Genomic DNA, 20,748 nt, shown 5'->3' on the forward strand with positions numbered 1-20,748 from the left:
GCCCGAGGCAGTCCCCATGAACCCGACCTTTGATATCGCCGTGATCGGCGCCACCGGCACCGTAGGTGAAACCCTGGTGCAGATCCTCGAAGAGCTGGACTTCCCGGTCGGCACCCTGCATCTGCTGGCAGGCAGCAACTCCGCCGGTGCATCGGTGCCGTTTCGCGGCAAGAACGTGCGGGTGAGGGAGGTTGACGAGTTCGACTTCAGTAAAGTCCAGCTGGCGTTCTTTGCGGCGGGGCCGGCGGTCACCTCAAGTTTTGCGCCGCGCGCCACGGCGGCGGGCTGCTCGTTGATTGATCTGTCTGGCGCATTGCCGGCCGAGCAGGCGCCGCAAGTGGTGCCGGAAGCCAATGCCCATGTGCTGGACGGCCTGAGTAAGCCGTTCCAGCTCGGCAGCCCAAGCCCGTCGGCGACCAACTTGGCAGTCGTCCTCGCCCCCTTGCGTAGCGTGCTGGATATCCAGCGCGTGAGCGTCACCGCCAGCCTGGCGATGTCGTCCCAGGGCCGTGAGGCCGTCAGCGAGCTGGCCCGGCAAACCGCCGAGCTGCTGAATATGCGCCCGCTGGAGCCGAAATTCTTTGATCGCCAGGTCGCCTTCAATGTGTTGGCACAAGTCGGCACGCCGGACGCCCAAGGTCATACCGCCTTGGAAAAGCGCCTGGTACACGAACTGCGCGCAGTGCTGGAATTACCTTTGCTAAAGATTTCCGCAACTTGCGTTCAAGCCCCGGTGTTTTTTGGCGATAGCCTGACTGTGTCTCTGCAACTGGGAGCACCGGTGGACCTCGCTGCCGTGAACCGCCTACTCGACGCAGCCCCAGGTATAGAGCTGGTGGACGAGGGCGACTACCCCACTGCGGTGGGTGACGCCGTGGGCCAGGATGTGATCTATGTAGGGCGGGTTCGTGCGGGCGTGGATGACCCGGCGGAACTAAATCTGTGGCTGACGTCAGATAACGTACGCAAAGCCGCCGCGCTGAATGCCGTACAGCTGGCGCAGTTGTTGATAAAAGGCCTTGCGTAAAAGATACTTGGCGGCAATTTGTAGATTGATTCTAGCCAGGCGCTATGCTTGGCCCCAGGTAGGAAAAGTTGCGCGTCGGTGACCTATCGGCTCGCCATGCCTTATGGCAGCGGTTACCAACCTTCTCGCAGGCCGGGGAGTGTTCAAAAAGGATGAGGCTATGGTTCAAGTTCGCAAACTGGTGTTAGCAATAGCGGCCGCCTCGGCGCTGTCCTCCGGTATGGCGCAGGCGCTGCAGCTGGGGGAGATGACCCTCAAGTCGAAGTTGAACCAGCCGTTGGCGGTGGAAATCGAATTGCTCGATGTCGGTGGCCTCACGGCTTCCGAGATCACGCCGAGCCTGGCCTCGTCCCAGGCGTTTGTGGATGCCGGTGTTGATCGCCAGGCATTTCTCAATGACTTGACGTTCACTCCGGTGATCAATCCCAACGGCCGCAGCGTGGTGCGTGTCACCTCCAGCAAGCCGTTGCCGGACGCCTACGTACGTTTCCTGCTGCAGGTGCAATGGCCTAATGGCCGTTTGATGCGCGACTACAGCGTTTTGCTCGACCCGGCCAAGTTCGACCAGCCCGCACCGACGACCGCCGCGCCGGCACCGCGCCTGGCAGCGCCGTCCAGCACAGCGCCGGCCGTGAGCAAACCCGCACAGCACACCACCACGCCCCGCGACACCTTGTGGGAAATTGCCGCGAAGAACCGTAACGGCGGCTCGGTTCAGCAGACCATGCTGGCGATCCAGGCGCTGAACCCGGACGCGTTTATCGACGGCAATATCAACCGCCTTAAAACTGGTCAGGTCCTGCGCCTGCCGGATACCGTACAAAGCACCGCACTGCCGCAACCCCAGGCGATTGCCGAAGTGAGCGCGCAGAACGCCGCCTGGCGCCAGGGGCGACGTGCCGCAACCAACCCTGCGGCGGGCAAGCAGCAGCTGGACGCTACCAAGCGCACCCAGGCTGGCAATGCGCCCGCGAGCACCAACGCCAAGGACAACTTGAGCCTGGTGTCGGCCGAGGCGGCCAAGAAGGGCGCCAAGGGCAAGGCGGGCGATAGCGCGGCGCTGAGCGACAAACTGGCGATGACCCAGGAGCAACTGGACACCACCCGTCGCGACAACGAAGAGCTGAAAAGCCGCGCTGCCGACTTGCAAAGCCAGTTGGACAAGCTGCAAAAGCTGATTCAACTGAAAAACGATCAACTCGCGCGTCTGCAGGCTGAAAAGGGTGTCCCGGCCGCTTCGGCCACGGCGGCCACGGCGGCGATGCCCGCGCAGTTGGCCGGCGAACCGGCGGCTGCCCCGGCCGCGCCGGATGCCGCCACCGCTACCCCAGCGCCCGCCGCGCCCGCGCCTGAGCCCGTCAAGGCGGATGCAGCGCCTGACAGCACCGAAGGTAAATTCAATGACGTGCTGACCAACCCGATCGTACTCGGCGTGGTCGGCGGTGCGGCTGGCCTGCTGGTGCTGTTGCTCCTGCTGTTGTGGGCGCGCCATCGCAACGCACGCCTCGAAGAGGAAAAGCACCTGCGCATGGCGCGGGCGCTGGCTGAAGAGCCGGTGTTCACCTCGAACATCGACCATGACCTGCCGCCGGACAGCTTCGAAGGCCTGGAAGTGCCGCCGCCAAACGTCAAGCTGGCCGCCGCGCCAGCACCGGCCCCGGTGGCCGAGCCGGCTGTCGTTGTGCCGACCGTTGCTTCCGTGCTGGCGCCGCTGGCCGTTGCTGTCGCCCCGGTAAACGCCAACGATGCGTTGGCCCAAGCTCAATCCCATATCGATCGTGGCCACCTGAACCAGGCCGCCGATGTGTTGCAGCAGGCGATCAAGCATGAGCCCAAACGCAGCGATCTGCGTTTGAAGCTGATGGAAGTCTACGGTTTGCAAAACGACAAGGACGGCTTCGTGAGCCAGGAGCGTCAACTGGTGGCCAATGGTGAAAACCATGCCCAGGTCGAGCAGCTCAAGAGTCGCTTCCCGGCCATGGCCGTGTTGGCGGCGGGTGTCAGCGCGGCGGTGGCCGCCGCTGCCCTGGATGCTCAATACGTTAAGGATTTGCTCGAAGACAAGCCGGCGCCTGCGCAACCGGAGGCTTTCGACACCGATTTCGATCTGAGCCTGGACGACCTGGAAGAAGCCTCCCCAGCGGAGGTCAAGGACGATCAGCAGACCTTCGAGTCGCTTCTGAAGCAGCAGACCGAAGCCAACGCCAGCCCCGATGACCTGTCGGACTTCGACCTGGACCTGCAACTGGATGCGCCGGCTTCGGCGCAATCCGATGACGACTTCCTCTCAGGCCTGGAAGACCAGATGAAGGACGTGCCGGCCGTCGAGCCGCCGACCTTGACGCCTGCGGCACTGGACGACTTCGACCTGCCGGAAGATTTCGACCTGTCCCTGGCCGATGAGCCGGAAGCGGGCGCCAAGCCTGATGCGTTCGCGTCGGAGCTGGATGATGTCAACGCCGAGCTGGACCGTCTGTCCCAGAGCCTGGAACACCCGTCCATCGAACCATCGTTCACCGCGGAAGATGCGGCAATGGGCGATGACGAGCCGGAGTTCGACTTCCTTTCCGGCACAGACGAAGTGGCAACCAAGCTCGACCTGGCCCAGGCCTATATCGACATGGGTGATGCGGACGGCGCACGGGACATCCTCTCCGAAGTGCTGACCGAGGGTGACGAGGCGCAGCGTGGCGAGGCCAAGGAAATGCTCGGCCGTATTTAACGGGCGACGCAAATCCAGTGTGGGGCTTGCCGTGGTGATCGGGCTTCCTATGGTAATCGGGCTTCTTGTAGTGAGCGGGCTTGCCCCGCGCTGGGCTGCGAAGCAGCCCCACTAGATCTGGAGGAATAACCCCACCCACCACCGCAAGCCCCCCTCCCACATTGGCTCAAGCCAATCCATTACAAAAGCGCCCGCCACTGTGTAGTCGCCTTTATAATAGCCGCCTTCGCGCAACTCATCAGGCTCTCAGTTCTTGGCAAATATAGATAATCCGGCCGCCGAAATGGCGGCCGCAGGCTTTTACCGCATCGCGCTGGGCGTGGAATACAAGGGCTCGCGTTATCGCGGCTGGCAGCGTCAGGCCTCCGGCGTGCTGACAGTGCAGGAAACCCTGGAGAAGGCCCTGTCCAAAGTTGCCGACTCGCCAGTGTCGCTGATGTGCGCCGGGCGTACCGATGCTGGCGTGCATGCCTGCGGCCAGGTGGTGCACTTCGACACCCAGGCTGAGCGCTCAATGAAAGCCTGGGTGATGGGGGCTAATATCAATTTGCCCCATGATGTCAGCGTCAGCTGGGCCAAGGTCATGCCTGCGCATTTTCATGCGCGCTTCAAGGCCATTGCCCGGCGTTATCGCTATGTGATCTACAACGACCAGATCCGCCCGGCGCACCTCAACGAAGAAATCACCTGGAACCACCGCCCACTGGACGCCGAGCGCATGGCCGAAGCCGCGCAGCACCTGGTGGGCGTGCATGATTTCAGTGCCTTCCGTGCCGGCCAGTGCCAGGCGAAGTCGCCGATCAAGGAAGTCCACCACCTGCGCGTGACCCGCCACGGCAAGATGATCGTGCTGGATATCCGCGCCGGGGCCTTCTTGCATCACATGGTGCGCAACATTGCCGGGGTGCTGATGACCATCGGCACCGGCGAGCGCCCGGTGGCGTGGGCCAAGGAAGTGCTGGAAAGCCGGGTTCGCCGTACCGGCGGGGTCACGGCGCATCCGTTCGGCCTGTACCTGGTGGATGTGGAGTACCGCGACGAGTTCGAATTGCCGGAGCGTTTCATCGGGCCACACTTCCTCACAGGTTTCAGCGAACTTGGCGGCTGACGCCCGGAAAAGCTTTTGTTACCATCCGGGACTTTCTCGGCCCAACCCCTGAGGTTTTCACGACATGTCAGCCGTTCGCAGCAAGATTTGCGGGATTACCCGCATAGAAGACGCGCTGGCGGCAGTCGAGGCGGGGGCGGACGCCATTGGTTTGGTGTTTTACGCCAAGAGCCCGCGGTCGGTGAATGTGTTGCAGGCGCGAGCGATCATCGCCGCACTGCCGCCGTTCGTGACCACCGTGGGTTTGTTCGTCAACGCCAGCCGCTGCGAACTCAACGAAACCCTGGATGCCGTGCCCCTGGATATGCTGCAGTTCCACGGTGACGAAACACCCGACGAGTGTGAAAGCTACCAGCGCCCGTATATCAAGGCGCTGCGCGTCAAGTCCGGGGACGATATCGCGGCAGCGTGTGCCGCCTACAGTGGCGCTCGCGGGATCCTGCTGGACACCTACGTCGAAGGCGTGCCTGGCGGTACCGGCGAGGCGTTCGATTGGTCGCTGATTCCCCCGGGGTTGAGCAAGCCGATCATCCTGGCCGGTGGGCTCACCCCCACGAATGTCGGGGCGGCGATCGAGCAGGTACAACCGTATGCCGTGGATGTCAGCGGTGGAGTAGAGCAGGGCAAGGGCATCAAGGATCACAGCAAGATTCGCGCGTTCATGCAGGCCGTGCGCAACAGCAGCGGTGCGATGTGACGGCTGGCAGTCTGCCGCCGTCCATAACTACCACTGTGTAAAACAGCCCGGCGCCGCCTGTGGGTGGCCCGGAAATGAAGTGGCAACCCTGCGCTGGCAGGTTGTCTGGAAGGCTGAGGATACATGCGGGAACAGGCCGGTCGAACGTCTGACCCCGTCCAGCATGTGTCATCGCCACATATGAATTTAGCTCAAGGGCATACGCGGGGCTGTGTTCAAGCCACCGGTACTGGAGAAAGAAAGCATGAGCAACTGGTTAGTAGACAAACTGATCCCTTCGATCATGCGTTCCGAGGTGAAGAAAAGCTCGGTTCCTGAAGGTCTGTGGCACAAGTGCCCATCCTGCGACGCGGTGCTGTACCGCCCGGAGCTGGAAAAGACCCTGGACGTTTGCCCCAAGTGCAACCACCACATGCGTATCGGCGCCCGCGCCCGCATCGACATTTTCCTGGATGCCGAAGGCCGTAGCGAGCTGGGCGCGGACCTGGAGCCGGTTGACCGTCTCAAGTTCCGCGACGGCAAGAAGTACAAGGACCGCCTGACCGCTGCGCAGAAGCAGACCGGTGAGAAAGACGCGCTGATTTCCGTCAGCGGCAAGCTGCTGGGCATGCCTGTCGTGGTGTCGGCGTTTGAGTTCTCGTTCATGGGCGGCTCCATGGGTGCCATCGTCGGTGAGCGCTTTGTGCGCGCCGCCAACTACGCCCTGGAAAACCGTTGCCCGATGATCTGCTTCGCCGCCTCCGGTGGCGCGCGTATGCAGGAAGCCCTGATCTCGCTGATGCAAATGGCCAAGACCTCCGCGGTACTGGCGCGTCTGCGTGAAGAAGGCATCCCGTTTATCTCCGTGCTGACCGACCCGGTCTACGGCGGCGTTTCCGCCAGCCTGGCGATGCTGGGTGACGTGATCGTCGGCGAGCCGAAGGCGCTGATCGGCTTTGCCGGCCCGCGTGTGATCGAGCAGACCGTACGTGAAAAACTGCCGGAAGGTTTCCAGCGCAGCGAGTTCCTGCTGGAGCACGGCGCGATCGACCTGATCATCCCGCGCGGTGAACTGCGTCCACGCCTGGGCAACCTGCTGGCACAGATGATGGGCCTGCCGACGCCCGTCTACGTCGCGCCTAAAGTTGAGCCGATCGTTGTGCCGCCGGTGCCTGCGAACCTATGACCCAGCGTACCCTGGGCGAGTGGCTCGCCTACCTTGAGCAGTTGCATCCGTCCGCCATCGACATGGGCCTGGAGCGCTCGCAACAGGTAGCGGCCCGCCTCGGGTTAGGCCGCCCGGCACCGCGCGTGATCACGGTGACCGGTACCAACGGCAAAGGCTCTACCTGTGCCTTTGTCGCGGCGCTGCTGCAGGCCCAAGGGCTGAAAGTCGGCGTCTACAATTCCCCGCACCTGCTGCGTTACAACGAGCGGGTGCAGCTCAATGGCGTCGAAGCCTCGGATGAGCAACTCTGCGAAGCCTTCGCCGCACTCGATGCGGGCCGGGGCGAGATTTCCCTGACTTACTTCGAGATGGGCACCCTGGCGGCGTTCTGGCTGTTTGAGCGTGCGCAACTGGATGTGGTGGTGCTGGAGGTCGGCCTGGGTGGGCGTCTGGACACGGTCAACGTGGTGGATGCCGATCTGGCGTTGGTCACCAGCATTGGTGTGGACCACGCCGACTACCTGGGCAATACCCGTGAATCCGTGGCCTATGAAAAAGCCGGGATCTTCCGCCAGGGCAAGCCTGCGCTGTGCGGTGACGTGGAGCCGCCGCATACCCTGCTGGATAAGGTGCGTGAGCTGGATTGCCCGTTTTTCCTGCGCGGCCGCGAATTCAACCTCGAGATCGGTGAGCAGCACTGGCAATGGCGTGGGCGCGATGCCCGTGGCCAGGCTGTAGAGTTGCACGATCTGCCGTTGCTGAACCTGCCGATGGAAAACGCCGCACTCGCGCTGCAGGCCTATCTGTTGCTGGACCTGCCGTGGAGCGCCGAGCAGATTGCCACCACCTTGTTGGCCACGCGCGTGGTCGGGCGGTTGGATCGCCGTGAGTTCGAATGGCAAGGCAAGCGCCTGAACCTGCTGCTGGATGTGGGGCATAACCCCCATGCGGCCGAGTACCTGGCGCAGCGGCTGTCCCGCACGCCGCCGGTCGGTCGTCGCCTTGCGGTCTTTGGTCTGCTGGCTGATAAGGATCTGGAAGGTGTGGTTGCGCCCTTGTTGGGCAATGTCCAGGCCTGGGCCGTGGCGCCGCTGGATACCCCGCGCAGCCGTCCGGCCGCTGAACTGGAAGTGGCCTTGCAGAACCTTGGTGCAGCGGTGGCGTCGTATGCAAGCGTGACCGATGCCCTTGAAGCACAGTGCGCCATTGCCACGCCCGATGATGAGATTCTGTTGTTCGGGTCATTTTATTGTGTTGCCGAGGCGCTTGAGTGGTTGGCCCGGCGCTCCACGGAGGAAGCTGCACATGGCATTACTGGATAGCGCATACAAGCAGCGAATGGTCGGAGCCTTGGTTCTGGTGGCGCTGGCGGTGATTTTCCTGCCGATGCTGTTTTCTCGCCAGGACGAAGAGCGTCAGGTGGTGGTTGAGGCTCCGGCCGCGCCACAAGCCCCGGCGGTGCCGCAGGTTCAGGTTGAGCCGGTGGTGGTGCCTGAGCCTCAGGCGTTGCCGGAAGAAGAACCCGTGCCGACCGATGATGAAGTGGCCGCGCAGCAGGCACCGTCGATGCCGGTGCAACCCAGCGTGCCAGTGGTCAAGCCGGCGCCCGCCGCGCCGGTTGCCGCCGCCAAGCCCGCTGCGCCCGCGCCTGCACCTAAGCCGGTAGCGCCGCAACCTGCCGCACCGGGCAAGCCGGAGGTGGGGCAGAGCCGTATCGATCCGAATGGTCTGCCGATCAGTTGGTCGATTCAGGTGGCCAGCCTGGGCAATCGCGAAGGCGCCGACGCGTTGCAGAAGAAGCTGCGTAGCCAGGGCTATAACGCCTATATCCGCAGCGCCGATGGCAAGAACCGCGTGTTTATCGGGCCGCTGATCGAGCGTGCCGAAGCGGATCGCCTGCGGGACTTGCTGGATCGCCAGCAGAACCTGAAGGGTTTTGTGACCCGTTTCCAGCCTGAGCGCGGCTGATTTCGCAGCGGTTTGAGCTTGGAATGCAGTCAAGTGTGGGAGGGGGCTTGCCCCCGATGGCGATGGATCAGTCATGTGTGTATTGGCTGGCAGTCCGCTATCGGGGGTAAGTCTCCTCCCACAGTTGTTTTAGGGTGTGCTTGAAATTGGATTCACTCGCCACAAACTATTGATTTGCAAAGCAGCCGCAATCACAGCTTACCGACAGCCCAGCGCTCTGCTAAAATGCGCCGCCTCATCCGTCCGTAGGCTCAAACGTGCCATTTACCTGGGTTGATTGGGCGATTGTTGCAGTCGTCGCCATCTCCGCTTTGATCAGTCTAAGCCGCGGCTTCGTAAAAGAAGCATTGTCGTTGCTGACCTGGATCATCGCAGGAGTCGTAGCCTGGATGTTCGGCGGTTCATTGTCGGTCTACCTGGCCGGATACATCGAGACACCTTCGGCTCGCGTCATCGCGGGCTGCGCCATCATGTTCATCGCCACGCTGCTGGTGGGAGCAATGGTCAATTATCTTATTGGCGAGTTGATACGTGTCACCGGCCTCTCCGGGACCGATCGATTTCTCGGCATGGCCTTCGGCGCTGCGCGTGGCGCGTTGCTGGTGGTCGTGGCGGTCGGGCTGTTGAGCCTGGGGCCGGTACAGCAGGATTCGTGGTGGCAGGAGTCGGTACTCGTGCCAAAATTTCTATTGGTTGCAGACTGGTCCAAGAACCTCATTCTGGGGTGGAGCAGTCAGTGGCTGGCCAGCGGAATCAGCGTACCCGCTGATCTTCCGTTCAAGGAACACCTCTTACCGGCCAAAACGCCTCAGTAAGCTGTGTTCAGTCAAGATTCATTAAGTAGGGGTTGCGTCGCATGTGTGGCATCGTCGGTATCGTCGGTAAGTCGAACGTCAATCAGGCGCTGTATGACGCGCTAACCGTCCTCCAGCACCGCGGCCAGGACGCTGCCGGTATTGTGACCAGCCACGACGGCCGGTTATTCCTGCGCAAGGATAATGGTCTGGTACGTGACGTGTTCCACCAGCGTCACATGCAGCGCCTGGTCGGGCACATGGGCATTGGTCATGTGCGTTACCCGACTGCCGGTAGCTCGACGTCGGCCGAAGCTCAACCGTTTTACGTCAACTCGCCGTACGGCATCACCTTGGCGCACAACGGTAACCTGACCAACGTTGAACAACTGGCCAAGGAGATTTACGAATCTGACCTGCGCCACGTCAACACCAGTTCCGACTCGGAAGTGCTGCTCAACGTGTTCGCCCACGAGCTGGCCCAGCGCGGCAAGCTGCAGCCGACCGAAGAAGACGTGTTCGCCGCCGTCACCGACGTGCACAACCGTTGCGTCGGTGGCTACGCCGTAGTGGCCATGGTCACCGGTTATGGCATCGTCGGCTTCCGTGACCCGCACGGTATTCGTCCGATCGTGTTCGGCCAGCGTCACACCGACGAAGGCGTCGAGTACATGATCGCTTCCGAAAGCGTGTCCCTGGACGTGCTGGGCTTCACCCTGATCCGCGACCTCGCGCCGGGTGAAGCGGTGTACATCACCGAAGATGGCAAGCTGCACACCCGCCAGTGCGCCGTGGCGCCGAAACTCACCCCGTGCATCTTCGAACACGTCTACCTGGCGCGTCCGGATTCGATCATCGACGGTGTTTCGGTGTACAAGGCACGTCTGCGCATGGGCGAGAAGCTGGCCGAGAAGATCCTGCGCGAGCGTCCAGAGCACGACATCGACGTGGTGATCCCGATCCCGGACACCAGCCGTACCGCTGCGCTGGAGCTGGCCAACCACCTGGGCGTCAAGTTCCGCGAAGGCTTCGTGAAGAACCGCTACATTGGCCGGACATTCATCATGCCGGGCCAGGCTGCGCGCAAGAAGTCGGTGCGCCAGAAGCTCAACGCCATCGAGCTGGAATTTCGCGGTAAGAACGTGATGCTGGTGGATGACTCCATCGTGCGTGGCACCACCTGCAAGCAGATCATCCAGATGGCCCGCGAAGCCGGCGCGAAGAACGTGTACTTCTGTTCCGCTGCGCCTGCCGTGCGTTACCCGAACGTGTACGGTATCGACATGCCGAGCGCCCACGAACTGATCGCTCACAACCGTTCGACCCAGGACGTTGCCGACCTGATCGGCGCGGATTGGCTGATCTACCAGGACCTGCCGGACCTGATCGAAGCGGTCGGCGGTGGCAAGATCAAGATCGACCAGTTCGACTGCGCCGTGTTCGACGGCAAGTACGTGACCGGTGACGTCGACGAGGCCTACCTGAACAAGATCGAGCAGGCGCGTAACGACTCGTCGAAGATCAAGACCCAGGCGGTCAGTGCGATCATCGATCTGTACAACAACTGAGTGACAACCGGCCCTGAGGGGCCGGTTTTGTATCTTAAATAAAGAATTGAGTAAGGAGTCGCAGCATGAGTCAGGAATGGGATGCCGGTCGGTTGGACAGCGACCTCGATGGCGTAGCTTTCGATACCCTGGCTGTGCGCGCCGGCCAGCACCGCACACCGGAAGGTGAGCACGGTGACCCGATGTTCTTCACCTCCAGCTATGTGTTCCGTACGGCGGCCGATGCGGCTGCGCGCTTTGCTGGCGAAGTGCCGGGCAACGTGTATTCGCGTTATACCAACCCGACTGTGCGCGCGTTCGAAGAGCGTATCGCGGCGTTGGAAGGTGCTGAGCAGGCAGTGGCCACGGCCACTGGCATGGCAGCGATCCTGGCGGTGGTGATGAGCCTGTGCAGTGCCGGCGACCACGTGCTGGTGTCGCGCAGCGTGTTCGGCTCGACCATCAGCCTGTTCGAGAAGTATTTCAAGCGCTTCGGCATCGAAGTGGACTACGTGCCGCTGGCGGACCTGTCCGGATGGGAGGCGGCGATCAAGGCCAACACCAAGCTGCTGTTCGTCGAGTCGCCCTCCAACCCATTGGCGGAGCTGGTGGATATCGCGGCGTTGTCCGAAGTGGCGCACGCCAAGGGCGCCATGCTGGTGGTCGACAACTGCTTCTGCACGCCGGCGCTGCAACAGCCGTTGAAGCTGGGCGCGGACATCGTCGTGCACTCGGCCACCAAGTTCATCGACGGCCAGGGTCGTTGCATGGGCGGTGTGGTTGCGGGTCGCAGCGAGCAGATGAAAGAAGTCGTCGGCTTCCTGCGCACGGCCGGTCCGACCTTGAGCCCGTTCAACGCCTGGATCTTCCTCAAAGGCCTGGAAACCCTCAGCCTGCGCATGAAGGCCCATTGCGCCAACGCCCAGGCGCTGGCCGAGTGGCTGGAGCAGCAGGACGGTATCGAGAAGGTGCACTACGCCGGCCTCAAGAGCCACCCGCAACACGCGTTGGCCCAGCGCCAGCAACGAGGTTTCGGCGCCGTGGTGAGCTTCGAAGTGAAGGGTGGCAAAGACGGGGCCTGGCGCTTTATCGATGCGACCCGCCTGATCTCTATCACCGCCAATCTGGGGGATAGCAAGACCACCATTACCCACCCGAGCACCACGTCCCACGGTCGCCTGGCGCCACAGGAACGTGAGGCGGCGGGTATCCGTGACAGTCTGATTCGCATCGCGGTCGGCCTCGAAGACGTGGCTGACTTGCAAGCTGACCTGGCTCGCGGGCTGGCTGCCTTGTGATCGAGTGGTCCATGGAAGCTGCGGCCGCCAGTAACGGGCGTGTTGCGCTGGTCACGGGCGCGGCGCGGGGCATAGGCCTCGGGATTGCCGCGTGGCTGATCAGCGAAGGCTGGCAAGTGGTGTTGACGGACCTGGACCGCGAGCGCGGTTCCAAGGTGTCCAAGGTGCTGGGTGAGAACGCTTGGTTTATCAGCATGGACGTGGCTGACGAGAAGCAAGTCGCCCAAGGTGTCGCCGAGGTATTGGGGCAGTTTGGGCGCCTGGACGCCTTGGTCTGCAACGCAGCGGTGGCGGACCCGCGCAATATGACCCTGGAAAGCCTGGACCTGGCCTACTGGAATCGTGTGCTGGCCGTGAACCTCAGTGGGCCGATGTTATTGGCCAAGCACTGTGCGCCGTATCTGCGGGCCCATGGTGGCGCCATCGTCAACCTGGCGTCGACCCGGGCTCGCCAGTCTGAGCCGGACACCGAGGCCTACGCGGCGAGCAAGGGTGGCCTGTTGGCCCTCACGCATGCCTTGGCGATGAGCCTGGGGCCGGAAGTGCGGGTCAATGCGGTCAGCCCTGGCTGGATCGATGCGCGTGATCCTGCAGCGCGTCGTGCCGAGCCGTTGAGTGACGCCGATCATGCCCAGCATCCGGCGGGCAGGGTGGGTACCGTAGAGGATGTGGCGGCGATGGTGGCGTGGCTGCTGTCGCGTCAGGCGGGGTTTGTCACCGGGCAAGAGTTCGTGGTGGACGGTGGCATGAGCAAGAAGATGATTTACAGCGAGTAGAGCGGATAGCCGTCTTGAAGCCATTTTGTCTTTTTCAGAAAAACTTCAAGCGGGCTATTGACTTAGGTCCGCTACCTGCGTAAATTTCGCGGCCTCAACGAAGCAAAGGGTGATTAGCTCAGCTGGGAGAGCATCTGCCTTACAAGCAGAGGGTCGGCGGTTCGATCCCGTCATCACCCACCACTTCTTGAGAGTTTTGCCCCAGGGCAAGACGCAACGTTAAAGGTTGCACCGACGCGCAGCGGTAGTTCAGTCGGTTAGAATACCGGCCTGTCACGCCGGGGGTCGCGGGTTCGAGTCCCGTCCGCTGCGCCATATTTTCCAGGTTCGATTCGTCGGGCTTGAGATCGAACAGCCAAGGCTGATCGGTCAGATGTTTAAAGACGGTTGAGGCTTTGAGCTCAGCTGGTCAAGCGATACGCAGCGGTAGTTCAGTCGGTTAGAATACCGGCCTGTCACGCCGGGGGTCGCGGGTTCGAGTCCCGTCCGCTGCGCCATATCTGCCTCAAGGCCCACTGAACGCCTTGAAGCACAAAGAAAGCCGTTGGCTACTTTGATCCGATAGCAAAGACCCTGGTCGAAAGACCGGGGTTTTTTGTGTCTGCGATTTGGCTCGGGGTGCGCCTCCATCAAACGGTGGGAGCAAGTGCGCTCCCACGATTGAGTTGGCTCAAAACCCCAGTTTATCCCGCAGCCCGTAATACCAGGCCCCCAGCGCCGCGAACGGGGTGCGCAGCAGTTGCCCGCCCGGGAACGGATAGTGCGGCAGGTCGGCAAACGCATCAAAGCGCTCTGCCTGGCCTCTGAGTGCCTCCGCCAGTACCTTGCCCGCCAGGTGCGTATACGTTACGCCATGACCACTGCAGCCCTGTGAATAGTAGATGTTGTCGCCCAGGCGGCCCACCTGCGGCAAGCGCGACAGGGTCAGCAGGAAGTTGCCGGTCCAGGCGTAGTCAATCTTTACGTCCTTGAGCTGCGGAAACGCCTTGAGCATCTTCGGCCGGATGATCGCCTCGATGTTCGCCGGGTCGCGCGCGCCATACACCACGCCACCGCCGAAGATCAGGCGCTTATCGTTGGTGAGGCGGTAGTAGTCGAGCAGGTAGTTGCAGTCTTCGACGCAGTAGTCCTGCGGCAGCAGCGTTTTTGCCAGTTCGTCGCCCAAGGGGGCGGTGGTGATCACTTGTGTGCCGCACGGCATCGACTTGGCCGCCAGCTCTGGCACGAGATTGCCCAGGTAGGCATTGCCTGCGACGATGATGAACTTGGCCCTGACCTTGCCTTCGGCGGTGTGCACCACCGGGTTGGCGCCGCGCTCGATTCGCACCGCTGCCGATTGCTCGTAGATCGTACCGCCCAGAGACTCCACGGCTGCCGCTTCGCCGAGTGCCAGGTTGAGGGGATGGATGTGTCCGCCACTCATGTCCAGCAAACCGCCCACATAGTTGTCACACGCCACTACTTCGCGGATACGGCGCTCGTCCAGCAACTCCAGTTGCGTGTGGCCGTAGCGCTCCCACAGGCGCTTCTGTGACTCCAGGTGGGCCATGTGCTTGCTGTTGAGCGCGGCGAACACACCGCCGTCCTTCAGGTCGCATTGGATCTGATACTTGGCCACCCGCTCGCGGATGATCCTGCCGCCCTCAAATGCCATCTCCCCCAGCAGCTGTGCCTGTTTGGGCCCGACGCTGCGTTCGATCACATCGATATCACGGCTGTAGCTGTTGACGATCTGCCCGCCGTTGCGGCCTGAGGCGCCAAAACCCACCTTGGCGGCTTCCAGCACCGTTACGCGAAAACCGTTCTCCAGCAGGAACAACGCACTGGAAAGACCGGTGTAGCCGGCGCCAATCACGCACACATCGGTTTCGACTTCGCCTTGCAGCACGGGGCGAGGTGGAACGGCATTCGCGGAAGCGGCGTAATACGACTGGGGGTAGGGGGTGTTCGCCATCCTGCAACCTCTGTTTTATATTTTTTACGAGTGCGCCGATCCTACCTGAGTTGAAAATTGCCTGCCAGCCACCCGAAATCCACAGGTGTGCTCCACGCAAATAAAAAATTCGCATATTCATAGGGTTAGCTGCAAAAAAGATGTTGACACCCCTCCGGAATTCCGTAGAATGCCGCCTCACAGCAGGCACGTAGCTCAGTTGGTTAGAGCACCACCTTGACATGGTGGGGGTCGTTGGTTCGAGTCCAATCGCGCCTACCAAACAAAATCCGCTCTGCTGGGCGGTCTAGAAGGGCTCACCGAAAGGTGGGCCCTTTTTTGTTGCTTGTGATTTGAAAAACGTTTGCAAGCGCCAATCAAAAAGGAAGATGGTCATGGCGAGTAAAAAACTTGAATCGTTCCGGGCGTGGTTTACGCCGAAGCGCCGTCGAGGAGCAGGCGGTGCTTTATTGATTATGTGGATCATCGGACTGGTTGCGTATCCAAGCAACCGCTGGCTCTATGTGATGATTCCAGCGGTGATTTTTTTCTTCAGCGCCTGGCCGCCTGAGGTTCAGGATAAACGTTGAAGCACAGCGCCACCCACCGAGTTGGCTCACTCAACGTCGCGTCAACACGCTTTCCCCCGCCTGCGCCGGTAACCGATACACGTCCACCAGCGCCAACATCCCCAACACGGCGACCCCGACAAACGCTACCCGAAAATCCGTGACCTGGGCTTGAACGTCATGCCCCTGCACGCTCATGGACGCGCGCAACAACAACGCCGCCACCGTTACGCCCATGCCCATGGCCAGTTGGAACGACATGCTGAACAACGCCGACGCTTCGCTCATCCGCGCTTTCGGCACGTCGGCGAAGCCAATCGAGTTGTAGCAGGTGAACTGCATCGAGCGTGACAGGCCGCCGACGAACAACACCGCCGCAATCACTGCCAATGGCGTCTGCGCGGTGAACAAGGCGCAGGCTGCAATTGACACCACCCCGATCACACCATTGAGCATCAGCACCTTGCGAAACCCGAAGCGCTGCATGAGGGTCGTGGTAAATGGTTTCATCGCCAGGTTACCGGCGAATACCGCCAGCACCAACAGACCCGCGTCCACTGGCGATAAGCCGAAGGCGACCTGGAACAGCAACGGCAGCAGGAAGGGCAGGGCACTGATGGCCAGGCGGAACAGTGAGCCGCCGTAGATGCTGACGCGGAAGGTATTGATGGAGAGGGTTTCCAGCGGCAACAACGAATCGGGGTAATGCCGGCAATGGTGCACTGCCCACACCGACAGCAGTAGGCCTGCCGCCACCAGCCCGGCGCCAGGGATGAGCATTTCGCCAGCTTGGCTGCCCAGCCATTCCAGCCCGCCGAGCAGCGCCACGCAGGCGCCTGCCAGCAGCACAAAGCCCTTGGCGTCGAACTTGCGTACGCTGGCCTCGCGGCCTTCAGGCACCAACCACAGCGCGGCGATCAGTGCCAATGCGCCTAACGGCAGGTTCACGTAGAAGATCCACGGCCACGAGGCATGGGTGACGATCAACCCACCTGCCAATGGACCCAGAATCGGTGCGACCAGCCCTGGCCAGGTGATGATCGCGATCATTTTTACCAAGTCTTTTTTGTCGGTATTGCGCAGCACCGCCAAACGCCCCACAGGCACCATCAGCGCGCCACCGATGCCTTGCAGGACGCGGGCAAACACGAACATCTCAAGGTTCTGGCTCAGGCCGCAAAGCAGTGACGCGAGGGTGAAGACGATGATCGCACCGGCAAATACCTGGCGCGCGCCAAATCGGTCGGCGATCCAGCTGGACAGCGGTATGAAGATCGCCACGGCGAGTAGGTAGGCGGTGATGCCGATGTTCATGTCGACCGGCGTCACGCCGAAGGCCGATGCCATGGTCGGCAGGGCGGTAGCTATCACCGTGGCATCGAGGTTTTCCATGAAGAAGGTCACGGCGACCACCAAGGCAATCAGGCGCGTTTGTACGCTGAGGCCGGTGTCGGCGCGGGTATCTGAAGGGGGTGTAGTCACCGATGCAGGCCCTTGTTCAGTGAAGGTCGCTTGGGTCTGACAATACCGGGTGGCCGTCTCAGCCGCTATCTCCGAGGAAAATCTGCAGCAACACCGGTTCAACGACCACTACCCCTTCAAGCCGCCTGTACGCCAAACCGATGTGCTTCCCGATACATTCGAGACATGCGCGCTCGGTGACGGTTTACTTGGCCTTGGCGTTCTTGATGTCGCTGATCATCTGCTTGGCAATGGCCTGTACTTGCTTCTGTGTCATGGCCGAGGCAATCCCTTCCCAGGCGGACGATGACGTGTCGTAGGTGCGCGAGCCAATGGGCGCGCCAGTCTTCAGGTCTGAGTAGTCGGCGCGGGAGAACACCCAGGCGTTGCCTACCAGCGCACCGGCGACGTACCGCGAGCCCGGTTCGATGTAACGGAACTTACTCACATTGATGCTGATGCCGACACCCTCTTCGCCACTCGGCGTCACCGAGGCACTTGGCGTGACATTGAAACCTGCCTGGCGGGCTTCCACCTGGAGTGCGTTGTTCCAGTCACGGGTCAGCAGGTTCCAGTCCGGGTTTTGCTCGACCTGACTGTCGCCTTTGATGCTGACCACCAGGTTTTGCTTGGCGGCTTCCGGGATGGCCAGTGCGACGCTGCCGCCGCTTTTGACCTTGGCGGCACATCCGCCCAGCATGGACAACGCCACAGCGCAGGAGAGCGCGATCAGGACCTTTTGGGTTTTCATAGAATTTCCATATCCATAACAGTAATGGGGAGGCGTGTGCTGATTTGAGGCGCACGCCTCGTAAAACAGGCGGCGCTAAGATGCGCGAATCCCTGCTGGTCTGTCCACATCTCGTTACATGCGCGCGCTTCAATCGCCCACAAAATTTATTGGTTCGCAGCAACAACTTTTCTTGTTGGACACCTCCCGCTCTCAGGCAGCAAAGTTGCCGCCACTGACGCTCACCCTTTCGGGTCAACAATAAAAAACCGAGCCGACTGCACGCCACTTCCTGCTGTGAACCCTTTGTTCACATCCTGCTGTAATGGCGCCGCAGCGCGCACTTAAGGACCTCACCGCCATGCAAACTGTTGTGAACTTATGGCCGTTGATCGGCGTACTTGTGATCGTGGTTGGCTTCGTTTTACGCTTCAACCCGCTGTTGGTGGTCACCGCCGCCGCTATCGCCACCGGGCTTGCCGCCCATTTCCCGCTGGAAAAAATCCTCGCCACCATGGGCGATGGCTTCCTTCAGACCCGTGCCCTGCAATTGATTCTGTTATTGCCCCTGGCGGTCATCGGCCTGTTGGAGCGCCATGGGTTGCGCCTGCATGCGCAGAACTGGATTGCACGGTTCGAGCGCGCCACCGTGGGGCGCTTGTTGATCATCTATCTGTTTGTGCGTGAATCCACGGCGGCCATGGGCTTGACCAGCCTGGGCGGGCACCCGCAGATGGTGCGCCCGCTGCTGGCACCGATGGCTGAGGGGGCGGCGGAAAAGCGCTACGGCAAACTGCCGGATAAACTGCGTCATAAGGTGTTGGCCATGTGCGCCGCGACGGACAACGTCGGCCTGTTTTTTGGTGAAGATATTTTTGTCGCCTTTGGTGCGATCGCGTTGATGCACACCTTCCTGCTCGGCTCGGGAATTGATGTGGAGCCGCTGCATATTGCGGTGTGGGGGATTCCTACGGCGATCTGCGCTTTCATCATCCATGCCATTCGCCTGCATCGGTTCGACCGACGGTTGACCCGTGAGATGACGCCGGCCGCCACGGCTGTGGAGGCCGCGCAATGATCATTTCCATTCAATACCTGTACTGGCTGGCCGGGGTTCTGCTGCTGATCACGGCGGGTATGATCCTGTTGGACAGGACCCACCCTAAACGCTGGTCCACTGCTTTGTTCTGGCTGTTGTTCGCCATTCCATTCCTGGTGGGGGAGCGCCTGCCGTCGGTGGTCATTGGCGCTGGCGTAGTGGTGATGGCGTTGATCGCAGGTTTAGGCGGTGTCGGCCGTGGCACGCATGTCGAGCTGCATGACAAGGCGTCCCGTGCCAGTGCCGGTCGGCTGGGTCACAAGCTGTTTATCCCGGCGCTGGCCATTCCGCTGACCACGGTGATCGGCTCGGTGGTGCTCAAGCACACCGAGATCGGCGGCGTACCGCTGTTGGACCCGAAAAACACCACCTTCGTCTCCCTCGGTATCGGCTGCCTGATCGCCCTTGGCCTGGCCTGCTGGCTGACCCGCGATACGCCGGTGCAAGCCTTGCGCGAATCCCGGCGCCTGACAGAAGCCCTGGGCTGGGCCATGGTGCTTCCGCAAATGTTAGCGATGCTTGGCTTGCTGTTTAACGAGGCCGGCGTCGGTACGGCTGTCGCGCATGTGACCACGACCTATATCAACCTGGATTTCAAGTTAGTGGCGGTGATGGTCTACGTGCTGGGCATGGCGTTGTTTACAGTGATCATGGGTAATGGCTTCGCGGCTTTCCCGGTGATGACCGGCGGCGTCGGCGTGCCAGTGCTGGTGGGTATCTACGGCGGCAATCCAGCAGTGATGGCAGCCATCGGCATGTTCTCCGGCTACTGCGGTACCCTGATGACCCCTATGGCTGCCAACTTCAATATCGTACCGGCGGCGTTGCTCGAACTGCCCGACAAGAACGCGGTGATCAAGGCCCAGCTGCCGACCGCGCTGATGATGCTGGTGGTCAATATTGTGCTGCTTTATCTGTTGATGTGAGGCCGAGATGCGAATCGTACTGCTGACGGGTTTCGAGCCCTTTGATCAAGACCCGGTGAATCCGTCCTGGGAGGCGGTGCGCCAATTGGAGGGGGTTCAACTGGCTGATGATGTGCAAATTATTGCGCGTCGACTGCCCTGCGCGTTTGCCACGGCGGGCGCGCGCCTGGCCCAGTTGATCGACGAATTGCATCCGGAGATGGTGATTGCTACCGGCCTGGGGCCGGGGCGGAGCGATATTTCCATCGAACGGGTGGCGATCAATGTCAACGATGCACGCATTCCCGATAACCTGGGCGAGCAACCGATTGATACGGCGGTGGCGCCTGACGGCCCGGCGGCTTATTTCACGACCCTGCCGATCAAGGCGATGGTCAGGGCCGTGCGCGGGGCGGGGATTGCCGCCTCGGTATCGCAGACGGCCGGCACGTTTGTGTGTAATCAGGTGTTTTATTTATTGCAGCATGCTTTGGCCGCGACGGCCGTACGCAGTGGGTTTATCCATGTACCGTATCTGCCGGAGCAGGTGACAGGTTCGCAGCGGCCCTCGATGGCGCTGGAGACAATGGTCGCCGGATTGCATGCCGCCGTACTGGCGGCGTGGCAAACGCCGGTGGATGCGAAAGAAGCGGGCGGGCAGGTCAGCTGACCGGCCCGACGCGTCTCAACCGGCAAACAGTCGGGTGAGCCCGAAGGTGATAGCGCAAGCCAGGCCTGTCATTGCGAATGCGGTTGCCACGTACCACTTGATAAGGTTCAGTTCAGTGGTTGCCAGGTCTGCCTTGGAAGCGAAGTGCTTATCCATGGAGTCTGCCCGGCCCGAAACGGTGATCAGCTTCTCTTTCATCTCAGCCAGCCCCTTTTCCATTACACCCAATCGTATTTCCATTCCTGAATCTCCATGTTCGCTGTTGCAGGCTCAGCCTTGAGCCAGAATGTGCTTGAG

19 protein-coding genes and 4 tRNA genes are annotated in these 20,748 nt (G+C 61.5%); 19 read left to right on the forward strand and 4 right to left on the reverse strand.

The window, feature by feature from the left end:
- Positions 1 to 16: 16 nt before the first annotated feature.
- The 14 genes from K7431_RS14225 to K7431_RS14290 all read left to right on the forward strand — a co-directional run bounded on the left by K7431_RS14225 (position 17) and on the right by K7431_RS14290 (position 13,581).
- On the forward strand, positions 17 to 1,027 hold the full coding sequence (locus K7431_RS14225) for an aspartate-semialdehyde dehydrogenase (protein ID WP_043205661.1): 1,011 nt from the start codon (positions 17 to 19) through the stop codon (positions 1,025 to 1,027).
- 160 nt (positions 1,028 to 1,187) lie between these two features.
- Positions 1,188 to 3,749: a FimV/HubP family polar landmark protein gene (locus K7431_RS14230; RefSeq protein ID WP_015884971.1), complete on the forward strand. Its 2,562-nt coding sequence runs from the start codon at positions 1,188 to 1,190 to the stop codon at positions 3,747 to 3,749.
- 283 nt (positions 3,750 to 4,032) lie between these two features.
- Entirely contained in the window at positions 4,033 to 4,857 is an 825-nt protein-coding gene (truA, locus tag K7431_RS14235) for a tRNA pseudouridine(38-40) synthase TruA (RefSeq protein ID WP_043205660.1), read from the forward strand.
- 64 nt (positions 4,858 to 4,921) lie between these two features.
- A complete protein-coding gene (locus K7431_RS14240) occupies positions 4,922 to 5,554 on the forward strand; it encodes a phosphoribosylanthranilate isomerase (protein ID WP_015884969.1) in 633 nt (210 codons plus the stop codon).
- Between the two features lie 244 nt (positions 5,555 to 5,798).
- Positions 5,799 to 6,719 carry an acetyl-CoA carboxylase, carboxyltransferase subunit beta gene (gene accD, locus K7431_RS14245; RefSeq protein WP_015884968.1) on the forward strand — a complete coding sequence of 307 codons (921 nt, stop codon included), beginning with the start codon at positions 5,799 to 5,801 and terminating at the stop codon, positions 6,717 to 6,719.
- Positions 6,716 to 8,023 carry a bifunctional tetrahydrofolate synthase/dihydrofolate synthase gene (gene folC / locus K7431_RS14250; protein WP_015884967.1) on the forward strand — a complete coding sequence of 436 codons (1,308 nt, stop codon included), beginning with the start codon at positions 6,716 to 6,718 and terminating at the stop codon, positions 8,021 to 8,023. Before accD ends, folC begins: the two co-directional genes overlap by 4 nt.
- A complete protein-coding gene (locus K7431_RS14255; RefSeq protein WP_043205659.1) occupies positions 8,007 to 8,669 on the forward strand; it encodes an SPOR domain-containing protein in 663 nt (220 codons plus the stop codon). The genes folC and K7431_RS14255 overlap by 17 nt, the downstream gene beginning before the upstream one ends.
- Positions 8,670 to 8,926: 257 nt before the next feature.
- A complete protein-coding gene (locus K7431_RS14260; RefSeq protein ID WP_015884966.1) occupies positions 8,927 to 9,484 on the forward strand; it encodes a CvpA family protein in 558 nt (185 codons plus the stop codon).
- A 41-nt stretch (positions 9,485 to 9,525) separates the two neighbouring features.
- Positions 9,526 to 11,031, forward strand: a complete 1,506-nt coding sequence (purF, locus tag K7431_RS14265) for an amidophosphoribosyltransferase (RefSeq protein WP_015884965.1) — start codon at positions 9,526 to 9,528, stop codon at positions 11,029 to 11,031.
- Positions 11,032 to 11,096: 65 nt separating this feature from the next.
- Positions 11,097 to 12,308: an O-succinylhomoserine sulfhydrylase gene (locus K7431_RS14270; RefSeq protein WP_014719150.1), complete on the forward strand. Its 1,212-nt coding sequence runs from the start codon at positions 11,097 to 11,099 to the stop codon at positions 12,306 to 12,308.
- An 11-nt stretch (positions 12,309 to 12,319) separates the two neighbouring features.
- Entirely contained in the window at positions 12,320 to 13,084 is a 765-nt protein-coding gene (locus tag K7431_RS14275; protein ID WP_043205657.1) for an SDR family oxidoreductase, read from the forward strand.
- Between the two features lie 107 nt (positions 13,085 to 13,191).
- Positions 13,192 to 13,267 (forward strand) — tRNA-Val (locus K7431_RS14280).
- Between the two features lie 55 nt (positions 13,268 to 13,322).
- A tRNA-Asp gene (locus K7431_RS14285) sits at positions 13,323 to 13,399 on the forward strand.
- Positions 13,400 to 13,504: 105 nt separating this feature from the next.
- A tRNA-Asp gene (locus tag K7431_RS14290) sits at positions 13,505 to 13,581 on the forward strand.
- A 173-nt stretch (positions 13,582 to 13,754) separates the two neighbouring features.
- Here the strand turns inward: K7431_RS14290 and K7431_RS14295 are convergent.
- Positions 13,755 to 15,038, reverse strand: a complete 1,284-nt coding sequence (locus K7431_RS14295; RefSeq protein WP_015884963.1) for an NAD(P)/FAD-dependent oxidoreductase — start codon at positions 15,036 to 15,038, stop codon at positions 13,755 to 13,757.
- Positions 15,039 to 15,222: 184 nt separating this feature from the next.
- Here K7431_RS14295 and K7431_RS14300 point away from each other — a divergent pair.
- A tRNA-Val gene (locus tag K7431_RS14300) sits at positions 15,223 to 15,299 on the forward strand.
- A gap of 113 nt (positions 15,300 to 15,412) precedes the next feature.
- Entirely contained in the window at positions 15,413 to 15,607 is a 195-nt protein-coding gene (locus K7431_RS14305; protein WP_043205656.1) for a hypothetical protein, read from the forward strand.
- Positions 15,608 to 15,637: 30 nt separating this feature from the next.
- Here the strand turns inward: K7431_RS14305 and K7431_RS14310 are convergent, their stop codons facing one another.
- Both K7431_RS14310 and K7431_RS14315 read right to left on the reverse strand, forming a co-directional pair.
- Positions 15,638 to 17,068, reverse strand: coding sequence for an MFS transporter (locus K7431_RS14310; RefSeq protein WP_015884962.1), 1,431 nt, complete (start codon positions 17,066 to 17,068; stop codon positions 15,638 to 15,640).
- A 184-nt stretch (positions 17,069 to 17,252) separates the two neighbouring features.
- Positions 17,253 to 17,798: a DUF4410 domain-containing protein gene (locus K7431_RS14315; RefSeq protein WP_015884961.1), complete on the reverse strand. Its 546-nt coding sequence runs from the start codon at positions 17,796 to 17,798 to the stop codon at positions 17,253 to 17,255.
- A 340-nt stretch (positions 17,799 to 18,138) separates the two neighbouring features.
- Between K7431_RS14315 and K7431_RS14320 the strand changes: the two genes are divergently transcribed.
- From K7431_RS14320 to pcp, 3 genes are read left to right on the forward strand one after another with little or no spacing between them, the layout of a single operon-like run.
- Entirely contained in the window at positions 18,139 to 18,855 is a 717-nt protein-coding gene (locus K7431_RS14320) for a DUF969 domain-containing protein (protein ID WP_015884960.1), read from the forward strand.
- Positions 18,852 to 19,802, forward strand: a complete 951-nt coding sequence (locus K7431_RS14325) for a DUF979 domain-containing protein (RefSeq protein ID WP_015884959.1) — start codon at positions 18,852 to 18,854, stop codon at positions 19,800 to 19,802. The genes K7431_RS14320 and K7431_RS14325 overlap by 4 nt, the downstream gene beginning before the upstream one ends.
- 7 nt (positions 19,803 to 19,809) lie before the next feature.
- Positions 19,810 to 20,451 (forward strand): pyroglutamyl-peptidase I, encoded by a 642-nt coding sequence (pcp, locus tag K7431_RS14330; RefSeq protein WP_015884958.1) that lies wholly within the window; start codon positions 19,810 to 19,812, stop codon positions 20,449 to 20,451.
- Positions 20,452 to 20,466: 15 nt separating this feature from the next.
- On the opposite strand, the gene K7431_RS14335 is transcribed toward pcp, so the two are convergent.
- Positions 20,467 to 20,691, reverse strand: a complete 225-nt coding sequence (locus K7431_RS14335) for a hypothetical protein (protein ID WP_015884957.1) — start codon at positions 20,689 to 20,691, stop codon at positions 20,467 to 20,469.
- Positions 20,692 to 20,748 lie beyond the last annotated feature (57 nt).

This window comes from Pseudomonas fluorescens group sp. (genome assembly GCF_020093335.1).
Classification (GTDB): Bacteria; Pseudomonadota; Gammaproteobacteria; order Pseudomonadales; family Pseudomonadaceae; genus Aquipseudomonas; species Aquipseudomonas petroselini.